At 28.0% G+C, this 23443-nt stretch carries 22 protein-coding genes and 1 pseudogene; 2 read left to right on the top strand and 21 right to left on the bottom strand.

The features are described from left to right. Window positions 1-108, top strand: a pseudogene (locus tag FOF46_RS32620) (IS982 family transposase); the annotation flags it as partial. A gap of 113 nt (window positions 109-221) precedes the next feature. Here FOF46_RS32620 and FOF46_RS19955 read toward each other — a convergent pair. The 15 genes from FOF46_RS19955 to FOF46_RS31680 all read right to left on the bottom strand — a co-directional run bounded on the left by FOF46_RS19955 (window position 222) and on the right by FOF46_RS31680 (window position 15521). Then, window positions 222-1337 carry a glycosyltransferase gene (locus FOF46_RS19955; protein ID WP_143917659.1) on the bottom strand — a complete coding sequence of 372 codons (1116 nt, stop codon included), beginning with the start codon at window positions 1335-1337 and terminating at the stop codon, window positions 222-224. Window positions 1338-1587: 250 nt separating this feature from the next. Beyond that, window positions 1588-2454, bottom strand: a complete 867-nt coding sequence (locus FOF46_RS19960) for a hypothetical protein (RefSeq protein WP_143917660.1) — start codon at window positions 2452-2454, stop codon at window positions 1588-1590. Window positions 2455-2537: 83 nt separating this feature from the next. After that, a complete protein-coding gene (locus FOF46_RS19965) occupies window positions 2538-3302 on the bottom strand; it encodes an AglZ/HisF2 family acetamidino modification protein (protein ID WP_143917661.1) in 765 nt (254 codons plus the stop codon). Between the two features lie 3 nt (window positions 3303-3305). Next, a complete protein-coding gene (gene hisH, locus FOF46_RS19970; protein ID WP_109436196.1) occupies window positions 3306-3920 on the bottom strand; it encodes an imidazole glycerol phosphate synthase subunit HisH in 615 nt (204 codons plus the stop codon). Beyond that, window positions 3917-5056, bottom strand: coding sequence for an N-acetyl sugar amidotransferase (locus FOF46_RS19975; protein ID WP_143917662.1), 1140 nt, complete (start codon window positions 5054-5056; stop codon window positions 3917-3919). The genes hisH and FOF46_RS19975 overlap by 4 nt, the downstream gene beginning before the upstream one ends. 91 nt (window positions 5057-5147) lie before the next feature. After that, window positions 5148-5654 carry a hypothetical protein gene (locus FOF46_RS19980; RefSeq protein WP_143917663.1) on the bottom strand — a complete coding sequence of 169 codons (507 nt, stop codon included), beginning with the start codon at window positions 5652-5654 and terminating at the stop codon, window positions 5148-5150. 794 nt (window positions 5655-6448) lie between these two features. Then, entirely contained in the window at window positions 6449-7303 is an 855-nt protein-coding gene (locus tag FOF46_RS19985; protein WP_109436198.1) for an FkbM family methyltransferase, read from the bottom strand. A 37-nt stretch (window positions 7304-7340) separates the two neighbouring features. Further along, the gene (locus FOF46_RS19990) at window positions 7341-8321 is read right to left on the bottom strand and encodes a glycosyltransferase family 2 protein (protein ID WP_109436199.1); all 981 of its coding nucleotides are present in this window, start codon (window positions 8319-8321) and stop codon (window positions 7341-7343) included. Window positions 8322-8338: 17 nt separating this feature from the next. Continuing rightward, window positions 8339-9181 carry an NAD-dependent epimerase/dehydratase family protein gene (locus FOF46_RS19995; RefSeq protein ID WP_109436200.1) on the bottom strand — a complete coding sequence of 281 codons (843 nt, stop codon included), beginning with the start codon at window positions 9179-9181 and terminating at the stop codon, window positions 8339-8341. Window positions 9182-9301: 120 nt separating this feature from the next. Further along, window positions 9302-10390, bottom strand: a complete 1089-nt coding sequence (gene rfbG, locus FOF46_RS20000) for a CDP-glucose 4,6-dehydratase (RefSeq protein ID WP_109436201.1) — start codon at window positions 10388-10390, stop codon at window positions 9302-9304. Further along, window positions 10384-11154 carry a glucose-1-phosphate cytidylyltransferase gene (gene rfbF / locus FOF46_RS20005; RefSeq protein WP_109436202.1) on the bottom strand — a complete coding sequence of 257 codons (771 nt, stop codon included), beginning with the start codon at window positions 11152-11154 and terminating at the stop codon, window positions 10384-10386. The genes rfbG and rfbF overlap by 7 nt, the downstream gene beginning before the upstream one ends. Before the next feature lie 48 nt (window positions 11155-11202). Beyond that, a complete protein-coding gene (locus FOF46_RS20010) occupies window positions 11203-12240 on the bottom strand; it encodes a glycosyltransferase family 4 protein (RefSeq protein WP_109436203.1) in 1038 nt (345 codons plus the stop codon). Between the two features lie 82 nt (window positions 12241-12322). Further along, window positions 12323-13636: an oligosaccharide flippase family protein gene (locus FOF46_RS20015; protein WP_109436204.1), complete on the bottom strand. Its 1314-nt coding sequence runs from the start codon at window positions 13634-13636 to the stop codon at window positions 12323-12325. A 17-nt stretch (window positions 13637-13653) separates the two neighbouring features. Then, entirely contained in the window at window positions 13654-14613 is a 960-nt protein-coding gene (locus tag FOF46_RS20020; RefSeq protein WP_143917664.1) for a WD40 repeat domain-containing protein, read from the bottom strand. After that, entirely contained in the window at window positions 14595-15521 is a 927-nt protein-coding gene (locus FOF46_RS31680) for an O-antigen ligase family protein (protein WP_334212208.1), read from the bottom strand. Before FOF46_RS31680 ends, FOF46_RS20020 begins: the two co-directional genes overlap by 19 nt. Here FOF46_RS31680 and FOF46_RS31685 point away from each other — a divergent pair. After that, on the top strand, window positions 15436-15849 hold the full coding sequence (locus FOF46_RS31685) for a hypothetical protein (RefSeq protein WP_167571897.1): 414 nt from the start codon (window positions 15436-15438) through the stop codon (window positions 15847-15849). The two genes, FOF46_RS31680 and FOF46_RS31685, sit on opposite strands and share 86 nt — an antisense overlap. Here FOF46_RS31685 and FOF46_RS20030 read toward each other — a convergent pair. From FOF46_RS20030 to rfbD, 6 genes are all read right to left on the bottom strand, one after another. Beyond that, window positions 15809-17197 (bottom strand): hypothetical protein, encoded by a 1389-nt coding sequence (locus tag FOF46_RS20030; RefSeq protein ID WP_143917666.1) that lies wholly within the window; start codon window positions 17195-17197, stop codon window positions 15809-15811. The genes FOF46_RS31685 and FOF46_RS20030 overlap by 41 nt on opposite strands. 65 nt (window positions 17198-17262) lie before the next feature. Beyond that, the gene (locus tag FOF46_RS20035) at window positions 17263-18681 is read right to left on the bottom strand and encodes a hypothetical protein (protein WP_109436208.1); all 1419 of its coding nucleotides are present in this window, start codon (window positions 18679-18681) and stop codon (window positions 17263-17265) included. Window positions 18682-18683: 2 nt separating this feature from the next. Further along, window positions 18684-20144 (bottom strand): MBOAT family O-acyltransferase, encoded by a 1461-nt coding sequence (locus FOF46_RS20040; protein WP_109436209.1) that lies wholly within the window; start codon window positions 20142-20144, stop codon window positions 18684-18686. A gap of 68 nt (window positions 20145-20212) precedes the next feature. Next, window positions 20213-21427, bottom strand: a complete 1215-nt coding sequence (gene wecC, locus FOF46_RS20045; RefSeq protein ID WP_143917667.1) for a UDP-N-acetyl-D-mannosamine dehydrogenase — start codon at window positions 21425-21427, stop codon at window positions 20213-20215. A gap of 2 nt (window positions 21428-21429) precedes the next feature. Then, window positions 21430-22554 (bottom strand): non-hydrolyzing UDP-N-acetylglucosamine 2-epimerase, encoded by a 1125-nt coding sequence (wecB, locus tag FOF46_RS20050; protein ID WP_109436211.1) that lies wholly within the window; start codon window positions 22552-22554, stop codon window positions 21430-21432. Next, complete coding sequence (gene rfbD / locus FOF46_RS20055; RefSeq protein WP_208746800.1) at window positions 22551-23423, bottom strand: dTDP-4-dehydrorhamnose reductase; 873 nt, start codon at window positions 23421-23423, stop codon at window positions 22551-22553. Before rfbD ends, wecB begins: the two co-directional genes overlap by 4 nt. Between the last annotated feature and the right edge of the window lie 20 nt (window positions 23424-23443).

The raw sequence follows: 23443 nt of genomic DNA on the forward strand, positions 1-23443 counted from the left end.
TTTAAAAATAGAATCTTATCAAAGATCACAGCAATGACCATTATTCAATATATCAATAGGTTTGAATTCAACAGAAATATAAACAACCTAAAAATTAATATTAACTAAATGCACAACGGGTTATAATAATATTTTCTTAGTGAATAATTGTACTCGTAAATATTATCAAGTAAACAGCTAGATAATATTGTTCAAGAAGGTTTGTTCTAAAAAAATAAAAACTAATTCAATAAAAAAGATTCTAGTTTTTTATAATCATCTTTACCATAGTAGATGTTTTTTGGCAAAAGAGTAAAATTACTCAGTATTTCTTTTTGATTATCAATTAAAAACCTGACTCCCTCTTCAATTTCAGATTTAATTCTATAATCCACAGAAAAGCCAATACAATTTTTTTTTACAATTTCTTCTAAATAAGTATTTGAGCTGCATAATATTGGAACTTTGAACGCCATACATTCATAAAGTTTATTTGGTAAAGCAAGACGATTATTTAAAGATACCTGATTACTATCATAAACCAGATACATAATATCCAGTGATTTATATATTTTATGGATATCGGTAAAAGCATTGTAAGGGCCAAAATATTTTATATTATCATATTTTTTAGCATATTCCTCAACTAAGTTCTGATACAATCCTTTGCCATAAATATGAATTTCAATTTTTGGATCTTCCTTATATATCTCGAAGAGTTTAAAATACTCGTTTTTTCTTAGTAGCAATCCCACAATACCAATTACGGTTTTATTGTCTTTTGAGTAAATCTCAGATGTATTTGTTTCTACAAATGGATGCATTAATTTATTTTCTAACACAAAAACATCCTTTTTAAAAAAATCGTTAAAATGATAATTGAGGTATTTCTTAGAACTTACTATCAATTTGTCTAAATAATTTATATACAACCATTTTTCAAAACGACAAATCATCCGATCTTTTAAGTTAGATTTAAAAACATACTCTCGAAGATCAGAAATATCTGCAATGATCTTACAGTCTTTATTTTTTTTCAAAAAAAACCTTGAAAAAACAAAAAGAAACAAAATGTCAAAATTGTTAACTAGAACTATATCATAGCATGTCTTATGAATTCTCATTAATCCGTTGGTAGCTAATATGTATTTAATTAGACGCTTTAAAGGTTGAGAAGCATTTGGGATTATTCCCAAGTTAATTTTATTAAGTATTGATTTTTCAATAGAAGAATCAATATTAGGAAGTGTTTTTCTTTGAAAATAAACTAAATCTACCTTATTATTTTTTGCTAAAAAATTAATGTATTTTATAAATCTAGCATCTGGTTGATGAGATGTAAAAATTAAGATTTTCACTTCGTTTGGTTTTAAGATCTTGTATGATTTATTTCATCTTGATTATAAGTAGTCTTTTCAAAGATTTTGGCAAAATAACTGTCTAATCAAATAAATTAACCTGTTTCTTGCTATAATTTTACATTTGTTTAGTGAAGTTACCCTAAACTATATTTGAAAAGAGGGCCAACTTAAATAAAGTTAGGCCCTCGGTATATTTATTTACTTTTTAAGCTAATATTATACATTAGTTATAGATCACATCAACAAATTACTCTTTATAAAAATATTCATAAACAGCTGTTCCATTTTGAGAAGTTCTTTCTAACTTTGACGGTAGGCCAAATGAAGAAAATTCATAATCAAAAACGATTTCTTCTCCACTAGAATAAATGATCTTTTCTAAAAAAGGATTTCCTTTTCTGTTCATTACTTTTTCTATGTTAAAATCATGTACTAGTAAATAATTATTAATATCATCTCCCACATAAAAACCGTTATCTCCTTCACTATAAAAAAATTGCTTCTTATAATTATCATAATAAACGTATTCTAAATAAGATCCATCATTCTTATAACATTTTATAGGTTGTGAATTACTGTTATAAATTATAGAATCAGTTATGATGTCGTCTTCTACTCTTTTATAAATAATATGTTCTTCATTAAGATAATATTTTACTATACCTTTTAATGTTGGTTCATGATTATCACCAGTAAAATCACCTAATATAGAATCAATAATAACATCTCTATTAAAATAAAAATAGTTATGAGAATTATCAATACTCCCATCGCCAGTATCAAAAGAATCCTCAAATCTTATTATTTTATTATCTATATCATAATCGAAATAATAAGTTCTACCATCATTTGGTCGACGATTAGATTTCAACAAACCATTATCACCATAAGAATAAGAATGTGTACTTATTACACCTAGATTACTACTTTTATAAACTATACTATCCATACGTGGAATATTTTGATTATAAAACCTAAACCATTTACGAGGATTGGATATAGGTACATCCCAAGTTATTTTTTCAATCGAGGTGTAATTCGTAACTGGTGCATCATCGCTAGAACAACCTATAAATATGAAGATTAAGAAAAGTAAACCTATTATTGTTTTCATTATTATCTTTTTAAGATCATTTGTTATACACAAGTGTATGTAATATTATCACAATATGTTACTCTAAAAAGACTCTATTTAGCTTATTTTAACAATTCTTTAATCTCAGAACGGTTGGGATAATTTATCAAAACGGCTTTATACTTGCCTTTAAAAACAAATATACTCCCTGCAGCTACACCTATAACTTTATATTTTTTAATAATCTCTTTGATATGGGTCAGTTCTCCTGCACCTCCCAAAACAGTCATAGGAATATTGATGGCAGATCTCACCAAGTCTATCAATTTTAAATCGTATCCTTTCATCATTCCATCATTATCGATAGAATTAATCACGATCTCGCCTACTCCTAATTTTTCAAATTGTAACGCCAATTCTTTTGGATCTTTACCCGTGGTTTTTGTTCCGTTATGTGTATACACTTGATATTTTCCGAAAAGGCCTTTCTTCTTAACATCTAAGACTACTATTACACTTTGTACACCAACGGCCTTTGCAATATCAATAACCAGATTCGGATCATCTATTACTGCAGAGCTCAAAGCCACCTTTTCTGCCCCTAAATGAATAATTTTTTTGGCTTGTTCTACTGTTTTTACTCCTCCTCCATAGCAAAGCGGCATTCTAGATTCATTGGCCAAATTCTGAATCATTTGAAAATCAGGTTCTCGACCTTCTTTTGTAGCGTCAATATCGAGAACAATTAATTCATCTACTTCTTTTTCATTAAATATCTTTACAGCATTTATGGGGTCTCCCACATATTTTGAATCTTTAAACTGAACTGTCTTTACCAACCCTTTATTTCTGACTAATAAACAGGGGATTATTCGAGATCTTAACATAGTTTATAAGTTAGCAAAGTTTTTAAATAGCTGGATTCCGTTACTATGGCTTTTCTCCGGATGAAATTGCATCCCAAAAACATTATCATGATTAACAGCTGATGAGAATTCATCTCCATATTGAGTACTGGCAAGTCTATCTTCTATTGAATTGCAAGAAAAATAATACGTATGTAAAAAATAGAACCCATAATCAAAATCTATACCTTCAAAAATTTTATTTTCTTCAGTAGGCTCTATACTATTCCACCCCAAATGCGGCAGATATGGTTTTTGAGTAAATTTACTACTATCAAATTTTTTCACTTCTCCATCAATATACCCTAACCCAGCTAATTGTCCTTCTTCGCTTTTTTTTGCCAAAATCTGCATCCCAACACAAATTCCCATCACAGGAATCTTTTCTTCTAAGACCAAACGATCCAATTCTTTTTTAAAACCAGATTTAATTAACTGATCCATGGTTTCATCAAAAGCGCCAACTCCAGGTAAAATTAATTTAGTAGCATCTAGAAGCTCCTCTGGAGTATTAGCCACAAGACATTCTATATTTAATTGCTTATAGATATTTAATATAGCCTGGATATTACCTGACCCATAATTAACTATTTTAATCATCTTTTACCTCCTCTTTCTAATCCAATTAGACGCATCACTTTTGCTCCAATATTATAAATACTTTCTTGTGATTTATAATCTTTATATGTTTTATTAGGAGCATCCATATAACCTTGTAGTTCTTCTATAGATATTCCTAATTTGTTTGCTATAAATTCAAAATCTTGTTTAATTGTTTCTGGATCATAAGCTGGATTCTTTAACTCTTCCAAAGCATCTTCTCTTGTCATTTGCCCAGTAAGTATTAAACTAGAAAACTGAACTTTACGTGTATCATACCCAAATTTTTTGGGTAACCAGTATGCTTCATAAAATCTAGTAAAACGAGATTCGAAATGTTTCTGTGGATATTTCTGATATCCAAATTTATCGACTAACTCTTGCATAGCATCATCCTTATGATAAGGAATGTAGTCTAAGGGCCTTATTAACTTTATTCCTTTTAAATATGGAAGATATACCTTATGCCATAAAATATTAGTTACTGGATAATCTTTTAATTTACCAGTACCATGCTTTTTAAAGATATCTTTTAATTGAATGGAATCTGATTGATAATACATCCACTCTAATGGGTTTCTAACACATTCTGTCGAATAATTTCCTCCTGTTAAAATATGTTTGATCTTATGCTTCGAAGCAAACTTATACATTGTTGCAAAAAAAGCATGATCCTGAGGAGTATCTATATGTGGAACACCTGATTTAAAATAAGCTAACTGTAAATCCTTTATTTCTTCCCAATTGATTACTTCGGTATATAAATCCAACCCTAATCCATCAACCAAGCGTTCTATGTTATTGACTGCAATTTGAGAATTCCAACCGGCATCAACGTGAAAAACCAAAGGGCGAAGGCCATATTTTTCTTTCATCATATACAAAAGATAAGAACTATCAATACCACCGCTCATACCCATCAAACAATCAAAATCTTTTCCTTCTCCCTCTTTTTTAATTTTAGAGACGATTTCTTTTAGTGCATTATGACCTCTTTCATCGGTATGCCAATTGGGTAAAATGTCTTTATAATAGGTGTTGCAATGGTCACAAACTCCCTTTTCGTCAAAAAGAATTTTTGAATCTGTAGTATCCATCACACAGTTTGTGCAGATTTGATATTCTATTTCTGTCATTACCCTTATTTTATTTTTTTCAATATCTTTTGTTACATTAGGCAAAAATCAACAAATTAATATATTCTAACAAAGATATTTTATATATTATTTATTCAATTAATTCTGAATTCAATTGATTGTTATTCAAAACATTAATCCACTGGAAAACCATATAAAAAAACATCATTCCTGTCACACTTATAAATAATGCTCCGGAAAAAAAACTAGTGATCAAAATATTCATTAATAAACATACTGATAATCTATTTGATCTATTATAAAAGTACTTTTTAAAAAGTAACCAAAAAACAAATACGCCTATTAGACCAAAAAACATAAATACATCAAAAAATTCAAATTCAATTTTATGTTTTTCGTACTCTCCTATACCAAAAAGATAATTAAGTGTATTCCATTCATGAATCATATAATCTATAAAATCAGTCAGCATTGTGCTTCTTTTAGAAGTTAACGTTCCTAATAAACCATAGCGATTATATACATTCTCCCAAAAAGGGAACATTTTAAAAATAAGTCTCCCTATATTATTTTTAAAAAAAATAAGTCCTATTATTGCCGAAATCACGCTAAAAAATAAGATCTTTTTTTTCTTCATCACAAATATTACATGAGTGATTGATAATAAAAACAAAAATAGCAATATCGATTTTTTTCCTATTAATAACGATATTGAACTTATTATAATTAGTTTTATTAAATACCTCTTCTTTTTATTTAATACGTATTCATAATATAAAATTGAAATACAAAAAATATAGTAATATGCTGCTTCTCCATTTTTGGAAAATATACCATCATATCCAAAGCGAAGAGAATAAGGATATGATCTAAAAAATTCGATCTCGAAAAGGTATCCGATCAGTATTAAAACAGAATTAACATATATTACATTTTTAAATATTTTTACAAAATCTTGAAAATCTTGAAAATTAATTTTTGCAGATTTTATAAAGACAATAAATAAATAGATAAATATATATCTGTTAAAGTAGTAAATATTTGTTATAACGACAGTGTAATCAAAATAGCTTTTGCTTATTATATTACTAATTAAAAAAGCAAAAAACAGAATCAATCCTAACAATAACGCATAATGTTTTTCTTTTTTTTTAATAATATAATAAAGCATTATACATTCAAAAATTAATTTAATAATTCCAGCAAACCTATTTAAAGATGCATCAAAATAAATGAAAATCTTGGTAATAAGATCTGATATAAAAAACATTAGCACAAAAAGCATTAATACTTTTTGTGCTAATGTTTTATTTCTATTAATTATTTTTGAAAAACTAAGATCACCTATCATAATTCTTTATCAAAAATTATTTTTTGAATCTATAGTAATATCAATTATTACTCAGTTTATGGATCAATATTTGTATCCATTTAATTTTTCTTGTCAGTAGCATTTAATACATAAGTAAAATCGGCTAAACCATCATAATAAATCAATTCATAACCATTTGATCGTAACATATTATCTATTCTTTCAAAATCAAATTTTGCTCGTTTAGAGGGTACGTTTAAGCCATCAAACTCTACACAAACTTGTTTTGGAAAAATTTTGTCATCAAGCATCTTTTTAATTACCTCGATTTCGGCTCCTTCTATGTCAAGTTTTAATAGTTCTATTTGATTGATTTTATATTTATTTATAATATCACTTAAAGTTAAAGCATTAACCTTAATGTGTTCATACTCATCACCTTGTTTATAATCGTTTTGAAAATTAACCAATGAATGCGATACATTAGCTTTATTTACTGGTAAATAAAAATTTAATGTAGTATTCTCTGTCCATAAAGCAAACTTTTCTAAAACCAATTGATCCTTGTTAACCCCAGTAAGATCATACATTTCTAGTAGGTGGTCATTTTCCTTATTTACTTGATCAACACCACTGTTACCATTTTCAATTTGTTCAATAATTTTATCATAATGATCAATTGCTCTTGGCGTAGGATCTAACATGATAATAGTTGCATTATATTTTTTAGCAAATTCAATATCAAATGAAATATCTTCACCAACACCACAACTTATTATTGTTGAATTCTTAAGGGTTGGTCTATCAATAAATACCTTTTCTCCATAGTCGGTACCTAATTTTATTGTTGTATGCTTATTATTTAGCACAATTTTTGGTCGGTAGTACTTATATTTTATTTTACCAACTATTGCCCTAAACACACCGTTTATTCCTTTGTTTTTAATTCTTAATACAATGTTTTTCAAGTTCATAATTAGTTAGTTATTCATTGATATAGTTAAAATAAAATTAAGCTCTAATTAAATTTATAATTTGGTAATACAGTATTATATAAAATAAAATAATGGTAGTAATAATGTTCTTTTTTAAAAAAACAAATTTTAAAAAATTAAATGATTTGTGATTTTTAAACATTAGATTGAAATTTTCTTCGAGATTTGGGTCATTTTTCAACATATTAATCCTCATTTTAAAGATATATTTAGGATAATATTCATACATCATAATCTTTTCAACGTCCTCATTATTTTTACTCGAAACTTTTTTATCTAAATATTTTCTATACAATTCAAAAAACTCTTTCATGTATATATCACTGAAATTTGTTTTTTGATCAAAATCTGAATTATCCTTTTTGCATGCTATAATTTTTTCATTTATGATTGAAAAATTATTTCCTTTAAGCAATACATTAAAAACTACATGAAGATGCGCAAAATTTCCTGTAAAACTTCCACTGGATTCAATATATTCTGATTTGATAACATAAGAAGATAAAAGTCTAAACTGTAAAATTGTCTTCTTCAAAAAAACCTCTAAACTATAATCTTTGGCTGTTGATCTAAACTTTTTTGTGTTTTCTGGCGGAAGCTTATCAAAACCAAAAGCTTTACAAAAAAGCAAATCTGTTTTTTTATCTTCAATGGAATCTAAAATTAAATCCAAACCGTGTTCTATAATAAAATCGTCATCACCTATTAGCATTGTATATTTCCCAATAGTTCTTTTGAAACACAACTCAAAATTTCTCTCCCACCCTAAATTTTCCGAATTTTTATAATACCGAATTGGTAACCCTTGGTTTATATATTTTTCTACAACCTCAGAGGTTTGATCAGTACTTGCATTATCACAAATTAAAATATCAATTTTTTCAGTATACTGATTTTTCAATCTTTTTAGATTTTCATCAAGAAAAGTACATCTATTAAATGTTGGAATTGCAATTGTTAAGATTTTATCTTGCAAAGGTGCTTTTATATCATCCATATTTACTAATATAAAATTTAAATGATTTGTTTTAAATACTCGGTAATCCCGTTAATTGGTTCTCTAAAAGAGGCAGTGTTCAAATCATCATTTTTTAAGTAATCATTCTGAAATTTATCCTTGTAATCTATATTCTTTAAGCCAATTTTTAACAATTGGTTCATTTCAAAAAAACTAAATATTTGAGTAGCTAAATCCTTTAACCTCATCCCATTTCCATAAGTCATTTCAAAAACCCCATTAGTATCTTTAATTAAAAGATCATAAATCGAAGCAGTTACATCATCATAGTGATGATATTCTCGAATTTGCTCTCCAGATGTCATCTGAAATTCTGTTTTATTCTTAATTGCAGAAAAAATTTGTCCTAAAAACATAAACTCATTAGGGTAATCTTTACCATACAAAGTATGCAGTCTAAAATGAGTTATCCTATGTTTATCCTGAACTAGCTCTTCAATTCTACTTGATAGCTTTATTTTACTATTAACATAATTATTATTAGAAGAACCCATCTTCTCAAATATAGTTCCGAAAGTTACAATTCTAGCATTGTATTTTTTAAGAGCTTCAATAATGTTTAATGGCAAATCATAATTTATTTTTAGTATTTGTTCATTTGAAATATTTGGATTTAAAATTGCCGCTGGAATGAATATTATAGAATTTTCAGAAATTTCTTTTTCAAAAAAATCATGTATTAATTCTTGCGCATCAACCCCAACCCAATATTTATACGTTTCCCTATATATATCAATTATATTATGATTTACATATTTTTCTTTTATAGATTGCGATAATTTTGATGAGGCTCCAACAATAAATATATTTCTCTTCAATTTCGAATTATCAATTTTCATTAACCAACTTTATAGCTTAATATTTTTTTCACAAAGCCCTTTCTCTAAACTTATACAACCAGAACTTATTTTAAATTTGTTCTATATTTTTCTTGAGATATAGTTTTATTGCTGACGTTTTTAGTCTGCTAAAAAATATTCTTCTATTTGTTTAAAAGAAATCTCTCTTGCATCTTCACCATTCATAAAAGCCTTATTCCATTGAACTGTCTTTTCTAAGGTTGTAGAGATATCCCATCTTGGGAACCATTTTAATTCGTTTTTTGCTTTTGAACAATCTAACTTTAAATAATTTGCTTCATGGAAGTCATTACTAGGAGTAATAGAATATGAGGCTTGATCACCCCACATACCACATAGTTCACTAACAATCCATTCTACATTTCTTGAATTTGATTCATCTGGTCCAAAATTCCAGGCGTCACAATATTTTTTTTCGCCTCTAGATGCTTTCTCAATTAAAGTTAAATACCCGTACAAACATTCTAAAACATGTTGCCAAGGTCTTATTGCTTTAGGGTTTCTAATTTCTATTTTTTTATTATCAATAATAGACCTTATAAAGTCTGGTATTAATCTATCATCTGACCAATCTCCGCCACCAATAACATTTCCAGCTCTAGCTGATGCTAGTGCCATTTTATGGCTCTCAAAATTTTCAGGATTAAAGAAGGAGCTTCTATACGATGATGTAACTAATTCTGAACACGCCTTACTGCTTGAATAAGGATCCTTACCTCCCATCGCTTCATTTTCTCTATAACCCCAATGCCACTCTCTATTTTCATAGCACTTATCTGTAGTTACATTAACAGTAACTTTAACACCACCGACCTCTCTAATAACTTCGAGTAGATTAATGGTTCCCATCACATTTACTTCATAGGTTTCCATTGGTTTTCTATATGATTCTCTAACCAATGGTTGTGCGGCCATGTGTATTACGATATCCGGTTTTATTTTATTTACTACATCAAATAATTTTGAATGATCTCGAATATCTCCTATATACGATGTTACTAGTTCATTAATTTTAGCACTTTCAAATAAATTTGGTTTTGTATAAGGGTCCAATGCGTATCCATACACATCTGCTCCTAATTTACTAAGAATTAAACTCATCCAAGACCCCTTAAATCCAGTATGTCCTGTGATTAGAATTTTTTTTCCTTTGTAATAGCCTTTAAAAAGGTCCTGATATGTTACCATTTTTTCCAAGGAGCATTATTTGTTGAAACCATCTTTTCTAATTGATTTTTATCTCTTAACGTATCCATTGGTTTCCAAAAACCTTTATGTTTATAAGCAAATAACTCTCCGTCCTTTGCCAAATTTTCAAGAGGTTTTCTTTCAAAAATAGATTCATCATCATCTATGTAATCAAGAACTTCTGGGTTACAAACAAAAAAGCCTCCATTTATCCATGCTCCATCTCCTTTTGGTTTTTCTAAAAATTGTGTAACCTCATTATTATCTTTAATAATTAAAGCACCAAACCTACCTTCTGGTTGAACTGAAGTCATGGTAATAGCTCCCGAGTGGGATTTATGGTAGGAAACTAATTCTTTAATATTTACATCAGACACACCATCACCGTATGTTAACATAAAAGGTTCGTTTCCTATATAATCTTTAGCTCTTAAAACTCGACCTCCAGTTAAGGTGTTTAGTCCTGTGTCTAATAATGTTATTTTCCATGGCTCTGCATTAATTTTATGTATCTCAGTCTTATTCTCTGATAAATCAACTGTAATATCAGATTGATGAATAAAATAGTTCATAAAATATTCCTTAACGATATACCCTTTATATCCTAATAGAATAACAAAATCATTATAGCCATGATGAGAATAACTTTTCATAATATGCCATAAAATTGGCTTCCCTCCAATTTCAACCATTGGTTTAGGTTTAAGATGGGTTTCTTCAGAAATCCTTGTTCCTAAACCTCCTGCTAATATTAGTACTTTCATTCTAAAAGCTTTTTTAAGTTTTATCTGTATTGTAAAAAAATATTTTTGTTATTTTTCAATGGCTTTTGCCATGTTTTTTGCCATGTTTTCAATAGTACAAAAATTTGTATAATATTCATATGCAAATTCTCCTAATTTTCTAGTATACTCAATATCATTACTTGTTTTAAGTAAGATTTGTTCTAATGATTTTACATTATCATCGCAAAAAAAACCATTTTTTTCATGCTTAATATTTGTTTTCTCGCCTCCACTTATGGCATTTCTTTTAGTAACAAAAGGAACACCAAACCCAAAACTTTGGAGTACTGCTAAACCTGCTTGACCATAGGACACAGAAACTATAGCCTTTTTGTAAAAATCAATTAACTTATCTGTATCATCTACTCTTCCGACAAAAACAACTCTTTTATCCAAATGCAAATCACTTACTAAGTTTTTTAAATACCCTTCCTCTTCTCCATCGCCCACAAAAACCAAGCTAATATCTTTTGCTATATTGTTTTTTATATTATCAAAAGCCTTTATTAAAACATCATTTTGTTTTCTTTTGTTTAGACTTCCCACAAACAATATCATGTTTTTATTTTCATGTAAATAACATTTTTCTCGCTTTCCTACATCAAAAGTATTATTTGCTACAAATAGTTTATTCTTATCAACACCAAGCTTAACAAAGCTTTCTTTTGCATCTTCTGTGTACAGAATGCTACTGTATTTTTTATTGGTTAAATATAATCTTATTTTATTAGCTATTTTATTGTCTGTAACCCATGCTCCCCACCAGATAAACTTTGTTCTTCTTTTATGAATATACATTGTGATTAAATTATTTATCCAACGAATATCAAACATTGAAATAATTGCATCATAATGATCTTTTCTAACTTCAGAAAGAACTTTTGGTTGAATATAAAAAGGCCCTATCTTTCTCTTTTTACATATGATTTCATTGTAACGATCATCTTCAGTAACAGTATGTGTTCCGGAATGCAAAATTGTTACCTCATAATCTTTAGATAGTTCGTTATACAATGCTTTTCTATAATGTAAAATGGTGTTTTGTAGTATTAGAACCTTTTTCACTTATTTATTTTTTTGCTTACAAGAATTACAGAGTCAATAATTTGGCAAAGATAATTATTCGTATGTTTAATAATAGGGTTTATTAATTCAACTTTAAGATTCTTTTTTTGAATAAATATAATATCATAATTAATGCTGTAATTATATATCCAACCAACCAAGATATTGATAAAGAACTCGCCTCTTTATAAAAAGAGAACATTATCCAAGCAATCAAAAGCAAAATCGATTGTCGAATAAGTTTAAATATAAAAATCATTCCCGTTTTTGACTTTGAGATATAAACATGTTCTAGCACACCTATAACACTCATTGGTATACAAGAAAAAACTAAGATAGTCAACACCTTTTCTCCTCCCTCAAAACTTTCTCCATACAATCTGAAAACAAAGGAAGAGAAAACAGAAATCAAAATAGAAAATACTAGTGTTATCCCAATATTGAATATCAAATTGAGTTTTAATATCTTATTATAATTTTTGACATCATTCTCTTGATTAGATAAAAAAGAAAGAAGTACATTAGAAATAGCTCCTGGTAGAAAAAGAATCATTTGGGCCCATTGATTAGCTGAGTTAAATATTCCTACTTCTCCATAATTTGTTTTATACAGCAAAAGATAAATTAATAGCCAATTAGTAACGGAATATACCCCTTCACTTAATGCCAATGGATAACTGAATTTTAGCATTTTCTTTATATAATCAATTGACACTTTACTATCTCTTTGATCAATTCCTAGTTTAAGAACTTCTTTATTAATTAATTTTCTATTCAGAAACCAATTAAAGATAAGACCAAGTGTTAATCCAACAAGAGCACCATTCAAACCTCCAAAATACGTTGTTATAATCATTACCGGAAATGAAAACAGGCCAACGATAACATTAACTCTTGCCATTTTTTTAAATGCTTCTAAACCGCCCAAAACGCCAATTTGGTATACATTCATTGCATTAAAAAATAGAAAAACCCCAGATATTCTCAAAGGAATTATTAAATTCTCAGATTCAAGAATATATTTAGAAATTAATGGGGAAAAAATAATAATCAGTATTCCCAAAAAAGAACCTGTAAACAAGGTTATTTTATTTGCCGCCAAAATGACCTTTCCTATTTCAGGCAAATTATTTTTCTTTTTATCGGCTATGTATTTAGTTACTGTTAAGCCTAGTCCAAAAGTCGCCATTAGGCTAAATACAGATAATGTAGTTTTGATAACAGATAACTCTCCAAAACTAAAATTTCCTAAAAATCTAGCAATAAATATAGAAGACAACAGGGATAAGCCTTTTACAACAACATTTCCAAAAACCGCCCAAAAAGCTCCCTTTACAAACCTGTTTATAATAGAATCATCAAAACGAAACTTTGATATTATGGATTTAATTTTCAATGTAAGTTCTTAAAACGTTATTTTTTAGTATCATAATTCAAGAGTTTGAAAATTTTTAAATTTCCTTTTCTATCAGAGAATGTTATTTTAGAATCTAATAAGGTTGAATGAAGAATATAACTTTTGCTTTTCACCTTAATAGAACTACTTGTATTACTATCTATTTCCACAATCTTTAGAGTACCATCATAACTAGAAGTCAGTATTCTATTTTTAGAAACTTTAGAAATTGATGAAATAATATTATCATGAATTTTTATTGAATTTATAAAAGACAAGTCCTTTAGGTTTAAGAATAGAATATTTCCGTCAATATCACCAACAACTATTTTATCATCCAAAATTTTTATAGAACTTAGATTATTTGCCTTTATTCTTATTTCTTTTCTCTTTTCTCTTTTATTAATATTCCAAACTATTACTTTGTTATCATTACCAATTGTAACTACATATTTTCCATCCAGAGTAATATCAAAAGACCTTATAATGTCATTATGACTTCCCAAAAGAGTGGGTTTGCAAAATTCATCTTTTATATCCATCAGCATTATCTTACCGTCATGACCAACACTTATCAGCAATGACGTATTGGGCACAAATTTAACTTTATTAACATCATCAACATGCAGCTTTATAGTTTTAAGTAAATTTCTATTATTAATATCCCAAATATCTACATCTCCAGAATAAGAAGCAGTGGCTAAAAAATGTTCATTACTATCAAAATCCATAGATTTAATTCCACCATTTTTTCTTGAAAAAATAAGAGTTCTCTTTTGAGGATTTAATAAGTTCTCCAGGTATATAGTTTGATTATTATAACTCAATCTTGCAAAATAGTGATTCTTACTATAGCTGAATGTTCTAATACTAAAATTTTCTTTATATTTTTTTATTAATTCAACCTCTATACTTTCTTGAGAAAAAAGAAAAGTAGATAAGCAGATAAGTAATATAGTTAGTTTATATTTTTCCAACTCAAACCCTTATTAATTAAACAAAAAAAGAAGCAAAAAAAGACAATTCCGTGTTGTCTAACTAAAATTGATTCAAATGACATAGCAGAAATTAAGCATATAATAAAGACCACTATACTTTTATTATATGTTTTTTTATACTGAATAAACAATTTTCTAATTAACAAAAATAGAATAGAGAACAGAAGTAAGCCACCTGTTAATAACGATTCCAAAAATTGATTGTGAGCATTATAGCCTTCATCAATTCCTTCGTCAAATCCATTAATATAATATGAACGCTCCAACTCAATTTGTTTATCTCCTATACCATGTCCAAAATAAGGAGACTCCAATACTGCATATAAGGTAGATTTCCATATTTCAAATCGAACTCCTAATGATTCTAAACTATTTCTATTAATCAACTTTTCAAATACATCATTTATTGTAAAGATCAAATCAAATCTTATAAAAAAAATTATAAAAAGTATTGCAATAACACTAGCATAAATTATTAGACTTCTATTTTTTCTTAATTTAAAAAACCTTAAAACAAAAGAGAATAAATAGAAAAGAATGGTTACACATAAAGATAATATTGCTGATCTACTTTTTAGGAAAAAAACAGATAAAACAAAAATCAATAATAAAGTAGTTTTGACAACAGTTTTTAATATGTAATACTTTCCTTTAACATTAAAATATTCTATTAATAGTACAAAAGAAAAGACTAAATACATCGCAAAATAAGTTGGATGAATATCAATTATTTCTGTAAAATAAAAAGACCCTTTTGTAAGAGGTAAAGGATCCTTTGTATAAATAGCAAATAAATAACAGATGAATAGTGCAACAATATTTGATATTACAAAACTATATATTACCGATTTTAAAACCTTAATAGTTATTTCCTTTGATAACTGCATAAATATTAAAGGAAATAGAATGAATGCTAACAGACTTCCTATCTTTTTAAAACCAACATATGCGTTTTCTGAATATAATATTGATATTGAAAGAAAAAGAAAATATAAAATTAATAATCCTCCTTCTTGCCAAATAAACGAAAAACCTCTTCTTTCAATTATAGAAAAAAAAAGAGTAAATATTGCCAAAACCATTATTGAAATGGAATTAACATTGAAAACAAAAGCAAATGGAATAGTTGCAGATACTACAGAAAATAATATATATATAATTTTATCCAATTTCATCAACCTTTATTTAGCAAGATTTTGGTTGTTAACTTTATAAATACCGAAAATACTGTTGCCAGAATTATAAATACAGTGAACATATCTAATCCTGATCCTCTAAATAGTACTAGAGTTGTTTGATAAAAATATAATAAAGGAATGAAGTTTATTATATCTCCATCTACGATTAGTGATCTTATATTTAAATAGACTGAATTAAGAATTATAAAAAATAGAAAGCCTACAAAAATTCCAAAAAAATGGAAATTCCAAAACATTTCAGATTGAAAACTGATAGGCCAAGAACCTCCTTTACTTCTATAATTTGATGAAACAGTAACTGTATAATGATGGATAATACTCCTTGGTTTAAAAGAAACCATTCTCCTTGGTATAAAAATAAAAAATGGTTTTATTAATGTTTCTCCATATGTTATTTTTTCTGGGTCTTTGAGTATAGTTTGAATCGCATTATTCGAATGAAAATAAGTATATGAAATTTCTAGATTATTCATAAATGCAGGGATGAATTCCTTGGATTGAATATAATCAAAGACATAACCATTTGCCTCCAAAAAACTTTTAGGTTTATATCCTCCATATCCTCTAAAAATTGACATCGCTAAGATTAATTGTAATAACAAAAGGATAGAAAAAGACAATAGTGCTACTTTTTTCAAGTTTAACTTCACTTTAAAATTTCTTGATTCGAGAAGTAAAATCGGTAATAATAGAAATATAGAATTTCTCTTATTCTCCCAAGATATTGCAGAAAAGAAGGCTATAATAATCAAATACCCAATTAATCTTTTTGTTAAACTAGGAAATCTAGAAAAACATACAATAATAATTAAAATCCCTAATGTTTTTGGAATTATAGAAAAATCTCCATCCCCTCCTAAAAAATGCAAGCTAAGATCGAAATAAGAAAACGCTAAGACTATCGTCAATCCAATAAGAATTAGTACTCCGTTAGAATACTTTTTGAAATCGCATATCAGTTTAAATCTTGAAAAAAATTTAATCTGCCTAGACAGAAAAAAACTAGCTATAATTGCAAAATTGATAAGGTTAAAGTAGCCTATTACCAACCCATAATTTTCCCAGCTTTGATAAGGAATTAATACATAATCAAACACCAAACCCTGTTTAAAAACTATACTACCAAACAAGAAATTTAGATTTATATATGATACAGCTATAAAAGATGGAGAAAGAAGAAAAATATTTCGTTTTTCTTCTTTTAGACAAAAAAGAATACCAAAAATTAATATCTGGATCGTAGCGTAGTTATAAAAAGAATAGGAAAGTGCAAAACTATGACTTAAAAACAAAGGCACAATACTTACCAAAAGATAAATCCCTAATAAACTTAAAACGTTTTTATTTAATAAGTATGTTTTCAAATTTGTTTTTTTCTTAAATATAGTATCATCTACATTAATGGCGGTTACTACTATTGTAGCATAATTTAGTCAAATGTTTTATTAAAATTAACATCTTTAATAACCAAATATTTTAAATCATTTGTTGTTTGATTGTGAATCTCAATTTTAATAGTTTTAAAAGAGTTCATCTTAGTTTTTAAAGAACGTAATGCAATATAAATATTATTCCCAGATGACATTGGTATACTGTGATCCCCTATGGATGTGTATTTTCTTTTTAAGTCTTTCTTCGTTTCTAAAAATTGAACATGACTATCAATAGGATAAAAATAATATCCTATCCCAAATTCAGAAATCAAATCAGGATTTAATCCTTTATTCATTTTTACAACTACAGAATACTCATCCTTTCTAATATTAAAAACTTTAACCTCTTTTATTTTTAAACTATCATTAATCAAAAAATTTCCTTTGAAAATGGTTTGTCCTTGATTTGCAATAGCATTTGAATATATGTAATCCTCTGGCTCATTATATTTAGTAATTGTTTTCTCACCCGTTATACCTTTATTTTTAAGATCTTTAACCAGCGATTCAGACACCTTTGTAGCCCCCTTGTAATTAAGATGTTTTGGATCCCAAAAACATGTCATGTCTAAACCTAAATCATCAAACTTCTGATTGTAATCAATATAAATTAGATCATTTGCCTTACAAACTTCATTTGTATTCTTATATGCTTGTAAATAATAATCTTTGTTATATTTATAGAAAAGCGTAGGAGCTCTTGTAACAATTATTCTTATTTTGTTAAGCTTACATAACTCTACAAATTTCTTGAAATACTTTAAATTTTCATCGTCAAAAGAATGTGTTAAAGGAAGTCTTTTTATTCCTTCTTTTACTTCTTCTGAAGTTACTTTTGTTTTCACAAGCTTATACCCTAAAAACCTATTTTTGATATGAGTATATTCTAGATTTTTTTCTATTAATTCTATATTACCCCAATTATTATGATTTCTTACAAAAGGAAGCAATGCATTTATTTTATTCTTAAAAGATTTAAATTGTTGATTGGTAGCTTTTAGTTTTCCTAAAGATAGTTTTTGACCATCTAGATTTTCAAATTTAAACCCCAATCTATTTTCTTCAGACAAATCAGGTATGTCTAAAGTATATGCTTCTAAAACAATAGTCTTTGGGGATTGATATTTCAAGATTTCTAATAAATTATAATAACTTTGTTTAATGTTCTGTAACGCAGTTGCAAGATTATATGACTTTATTTTTAAAGAACCGTTTATTACTAATGGATTAAAACTACTGTAACTTAAAGAACTTCCCATAAAAACGAGATCTAAAGTGTTTTTAGGTTCTTTATAAAAATCATTCCACACTCCAACTCCTCTTCTGGTTTCAGAAAAAATTGGTCCTAAATGATTTGCGAAAAAACAAATGATAATCGTAAAGAAAACACACTTAAAAAAGATTTTTCTTATCATACTCAAAATTGAAAATAAATAAACTGAGAGTCATCATATTCTCCATAAACGCCAAAAATCAAAATTGCTAAAACAGCAAGAATATATGTTCCCCATCTAAAAACAAACCCTTGTTTTTGTAATACTTTATATAAATTTTTTCTATTATGTATGAATTCAATAATTACCAATATGAAAATACAGATAAAAGTCGTTTTTATATTAAAAAAATCGATCTCAGAATTTTTAAAATCGAAACTATATTCTTTAATAATTAATGCCTTCTTAAAAATTAACAATGCATCATTAAAGGAATTAGCTCTAAAAAAAACCCAAGAAACACAAACAATAAAAAAAGTAACAAATACAAAAAATAGTTTATTAGCAAAGTTCATAACTCCAAGTCCTAATTTCAGAAAAAAGATTTTTCTGAAATTGGAAGATAGTTTTTCTAAGACTATAATTACTCCATGGATAATTCCCCAAGAAACAAAGGTCCATGCAGCGCCATGCCATATTCCACTAATTAAAAACACCAGAAAAAGGTTAAAATACATTCTTTTATTACCTTTTTTACTCCCTCCTAAAGGAATATATACATAATCTCTGAACCACGTGGATAATGATATATGCCAACGCCTCCAAAATTCTGTGAGCGATTTGGAAAAATATGGTGTCTTAAAATTCTTCATTAAATCAAAGCCCATTGTCCTAGATATACCAATTGCAATGTCAGAATATGCAGAAAAATCGCAATAAATCTGAAAAGCAAAAAGTATTGTGGCATATACATAATAAAGACTATTATAGTTTTCAACGTTATTATATACTTCATTTACAACTATTGCAGCTCTATCCGCAATAATCATCTTCTTTATTAAACCCCAACAAATAAGTAATAAACCACTTTTGAATTTACTGTAATCAAAGTAATGCTTTTCTGAAAATTGAGGAAGTAAATTAGAAGCTCTTTCAATTGGACCTGCTACTAATTGCGGAAAAAAAGAAACAAAGGCAAAAAAGTTTATTACATTTTTTGTGGGTTTTATTTTATCTCGATAAATATCAATTGTATAACTTAAAGTTTGAAATGTATAAAAACTAATTCCAACCGGCAGAACGATATGTAAAGTAGAAACTTCAAGATTTGTCCCAAAAAGCTTAAAGGCGTCTACAAAAGATATTACAAAAAAATTAAAATACTTAAAAAAAAACAAAAACCCTAGATTAACAAATATACTAGTCGAAACTAATATTTTTTTCTGCTTTTCTAGCTTAGTTTTTGAAATAGCAAGGCCCAAAATATAATCTATTAAAGAACTAAAAACTATAAGTCCAAGAAATCTCCAATCCCACCAAGCATAGAAAAAATAACTAGAAAACAATAAAAATAGGTTTCTAACTTTTAAGTTAGATGAAAGTGTCCAATAAGTAATAATAACTATCGGGAAAAAAATTGCAAAATCTAACGAATTAAAGAGCATATTTTTAGTAAAATTTTAAAGAAGCTTTACTATATAATCAGTTCTAACTATTATTGATTTATATTAGGCTACTTTATAATTCCACAAAAATCCAATACGACTTTACTTTTGTCAGACGTTATTGTTTTAAACTCTTTATGGGCCACTAAGTATACTATAATATCAGCATTTTCTGCTGCTTCCATATAATTTGTTAGCTTAAAAACCTTATGTTCAGAGATATTAGGTTCAACAATAAAATATTCTTCATTATTAGCATTCTGTAATACTTTTTGCGCTATATATTTTGCAGGTGATTCTCTTAAATCATCAATATTTGGTTTAAATGCTAACCCCATCAATGCGATACTTGGTTTTCGTCCATGCTCAATCTCAAACTCGAGTTTAGCCGTTTTTACTTTTTCTGCACACCAAAATGACTTATAATTATTTATTTCTCTAGCTTTTCCTATAATCTGAGACTCCATTGGGTAGTCTGCTACTATAAAATATGGATCAACCGCTATACAATGTCCTCCTACTCCACATCCAGGTTGTAAAATATTTACTCTGGGATGCTTATTTGCTAATTCTATCAATTCCCAAACATTAATGTCTGCTTTGTCACAAATAAGTGATAATTCATTTGCAAATGCAATCTGAACATCTCTGGAAGAATTCTCTACCAACTTACACATTTCTGCAGTTCTTGCATTGGTTTCGTGTAAATCTCCTTGAATAAACTGTCTATAAAAGGCTAATGCTTTTGTAGTTGATTTCTCATCAACACCTCCAATAACCCTATCATTATGCACTAACTCATACATCACATTTCCTGGAAGAACACGCTCTGGACAATATGCTATATTTAATTTACCTTTTAAATTCGGACGCTCTTCATAAATCAAATTCATCATTTTCTCAGTAGTACCAATAGGAGAGGTAGATTCGATAATATATAAATCATCATCTTTTAATAATGGAATTACTCCTCTGGTAGCGGCTTCCACAAACGAAATATCAGGTTCGTTTTTTCCTTTAAACGGAGTTGGAACTACGATTAAATATGTATCAGCAACAACTGGAGATGTTGCTGCTTTCAAATATCCTTCTTTTACAGCATTTGCAACCGCTTCATCCAGATCAGGCTCTACAATGTGAATCTTACCTTCGTTTATAGTTTCTACAACTTTAGGATTAATGTCAACCCCATGAACATATGTATTATTTTTTGCAATTAACGCAGCTGTTGGGAGACCAATATACCCCAAACCAATCATCACTACACTTGGTTTATTATCCATTATTAATTTTTTGAAATATATTCTACTATTCTTTTACATGCTTTTCCATCTCCATATGGGTTATGAAGTTTACTCATACCTTCATATGAATTTTTATCCTGTAAAAGCTTCTTTGCTTCTGATATTATGCTATTCTTATTTGTTCCTACTAAAATTACCGTTCCCGCTTCAACTGCTTCTGGTCTTTCAGTAGTGTCTCTCATAACTAAAACTGGTTTTCCCAAACTTGGAGCCTCTTCCTGTACGCCTCCACTGTCAGTAATAATTAAATATGATTGATTCATCAACCATACAAACGCCGGGTAAGAAAGTGGTGCAATTAATTTAATGTTATCCACTTTATCCAAAAGTTCATATACTGGCTTTTGAACATTTGGATTTAAATGTACAGGGTAAATAATTTGTGTTTCTGGATGATCCGCAGCAATTTGTTTTAAAGCTTCACAAATATTAATAAATCCTTGACCATGATTTTCTCTTCTATGCCCTGTAACGAGAATCAGTTTTTTATCAACCTCAACAATCTTTTTAAGTTGTTCTACTTCCTTATCTTCAAATCTATCTTTATTAACCTTCTCAACACTAAATTTTAGTGCATCTATAACTGTATTACCCGTTATCAATATTGAATCAGAAGATTTATTCTCATTAATCAAATTCTGTCTTGACGTTTCTGTAGGAGAAAAATGAATATCAGAAACTACTCCCGTAACACACCTATTCATTTCTTCTGGAAATGGAGATTTCATATTAAACGTTCTTAAACCAGCTTCAACATGACAAACTTTAGCACCAGAATAAAAGGCGGCTAAGCTAGAAGCCATTGTGGTTGTTGTGTCTCCATGAACATATACATAATCAGGTTGAAACTCTTCAAGAATTGGTTTCAGATCAATAATAATGTCTGCAGTGAGTGTATACAAGTTCTGGTTAGGTTTCATCAAATTAAGATCATAATCAGGAGTGATCTCAAAAAATGATAACACTTGATCTAACATTTCCCGATGTTGTGCCGTAATACAGACTCTTGTTTCAAAAATATCTGAATGTTTTTGAAACTCTTTAACTAATGGAGCCATCTTGATAGCTTCGGGTCTTGTTCCAAAAACAATTAAGTTTTTTTTCATCGAATACTTGAATATAAATTTATTAAAGAATTCTTCCAATCCAGAATATCTAAATTAAAAGCGCTATTTAATTTTTGCTTACTCAAAATACTATATTTTGGTCTTCGTGCAAAAGTAGGGTAATTATCGGTTTTTTTAAGTATTATAGTATCAAGTTTCCCTGATACTCTTAAAATTTCCTTAGCAAAATCATACCAAGTAGCTTCACTAAGGTTACTGAAATGATAAATACCATACTTTTGATTGTTATTAATAATCAAATCCAGGACAAACTTAGCAAGATCATTTGCATTCGTTGGCGTTCCCATCTCTGAAGTAACAATAGTTAATTGTTTTTCTGTTTCAGATTTTTTCAAAATCGTTTTAAAAAAATTATGTCCAAATTCAGAATACAACCACGAGGTTCTAATAATAAAATACTTTTCTGCAATTTGTTGAATGCTTTGTTCTCCTGCCAATTTTGATTTTCCATATTCATTAATAGGATTCGGAATATCCTCCTCTGTATATGGCATTTTTTTCTCCCCATCAAAAATATAATCCGTAGATATGTGAATCAGAGTACTTTTTTTTTCTTCACATATAAAAGCCAAGTTTTTTACCCCTTCTGCATTTACTAAGAATGCTTTATCAGGTTCCTTTTCTGCCTGTTCAACATTGGTATAGGCAGCACAATTAATTACAAAATCAAATGATTTATCCTCAAAGAAATCACTAACCCTATCTTTTTTTGTAATATCTAATATGGTAGAGTTAGCAAAAAACAATGTTAATTTTGGGTATTCATTTTTAATTTTATCTATACATTGCCCTAGTTGACCTCCAGATCCAGTTACTAAAACATTAATTATATTAGATGATGTATTCATTTATTATCCCTGTAATTGTG

Origin of the sequence: Aquimarina algiphila, from assembly GCF_007489275.1 — a bacterium.
GTDB classification, from domain to species: Bacteria; Bacteroidota; Bacteroidia; order Flavobacteriales; family Flavobacteriaceae; genus Aquimarina; species Aquimarina algiphila.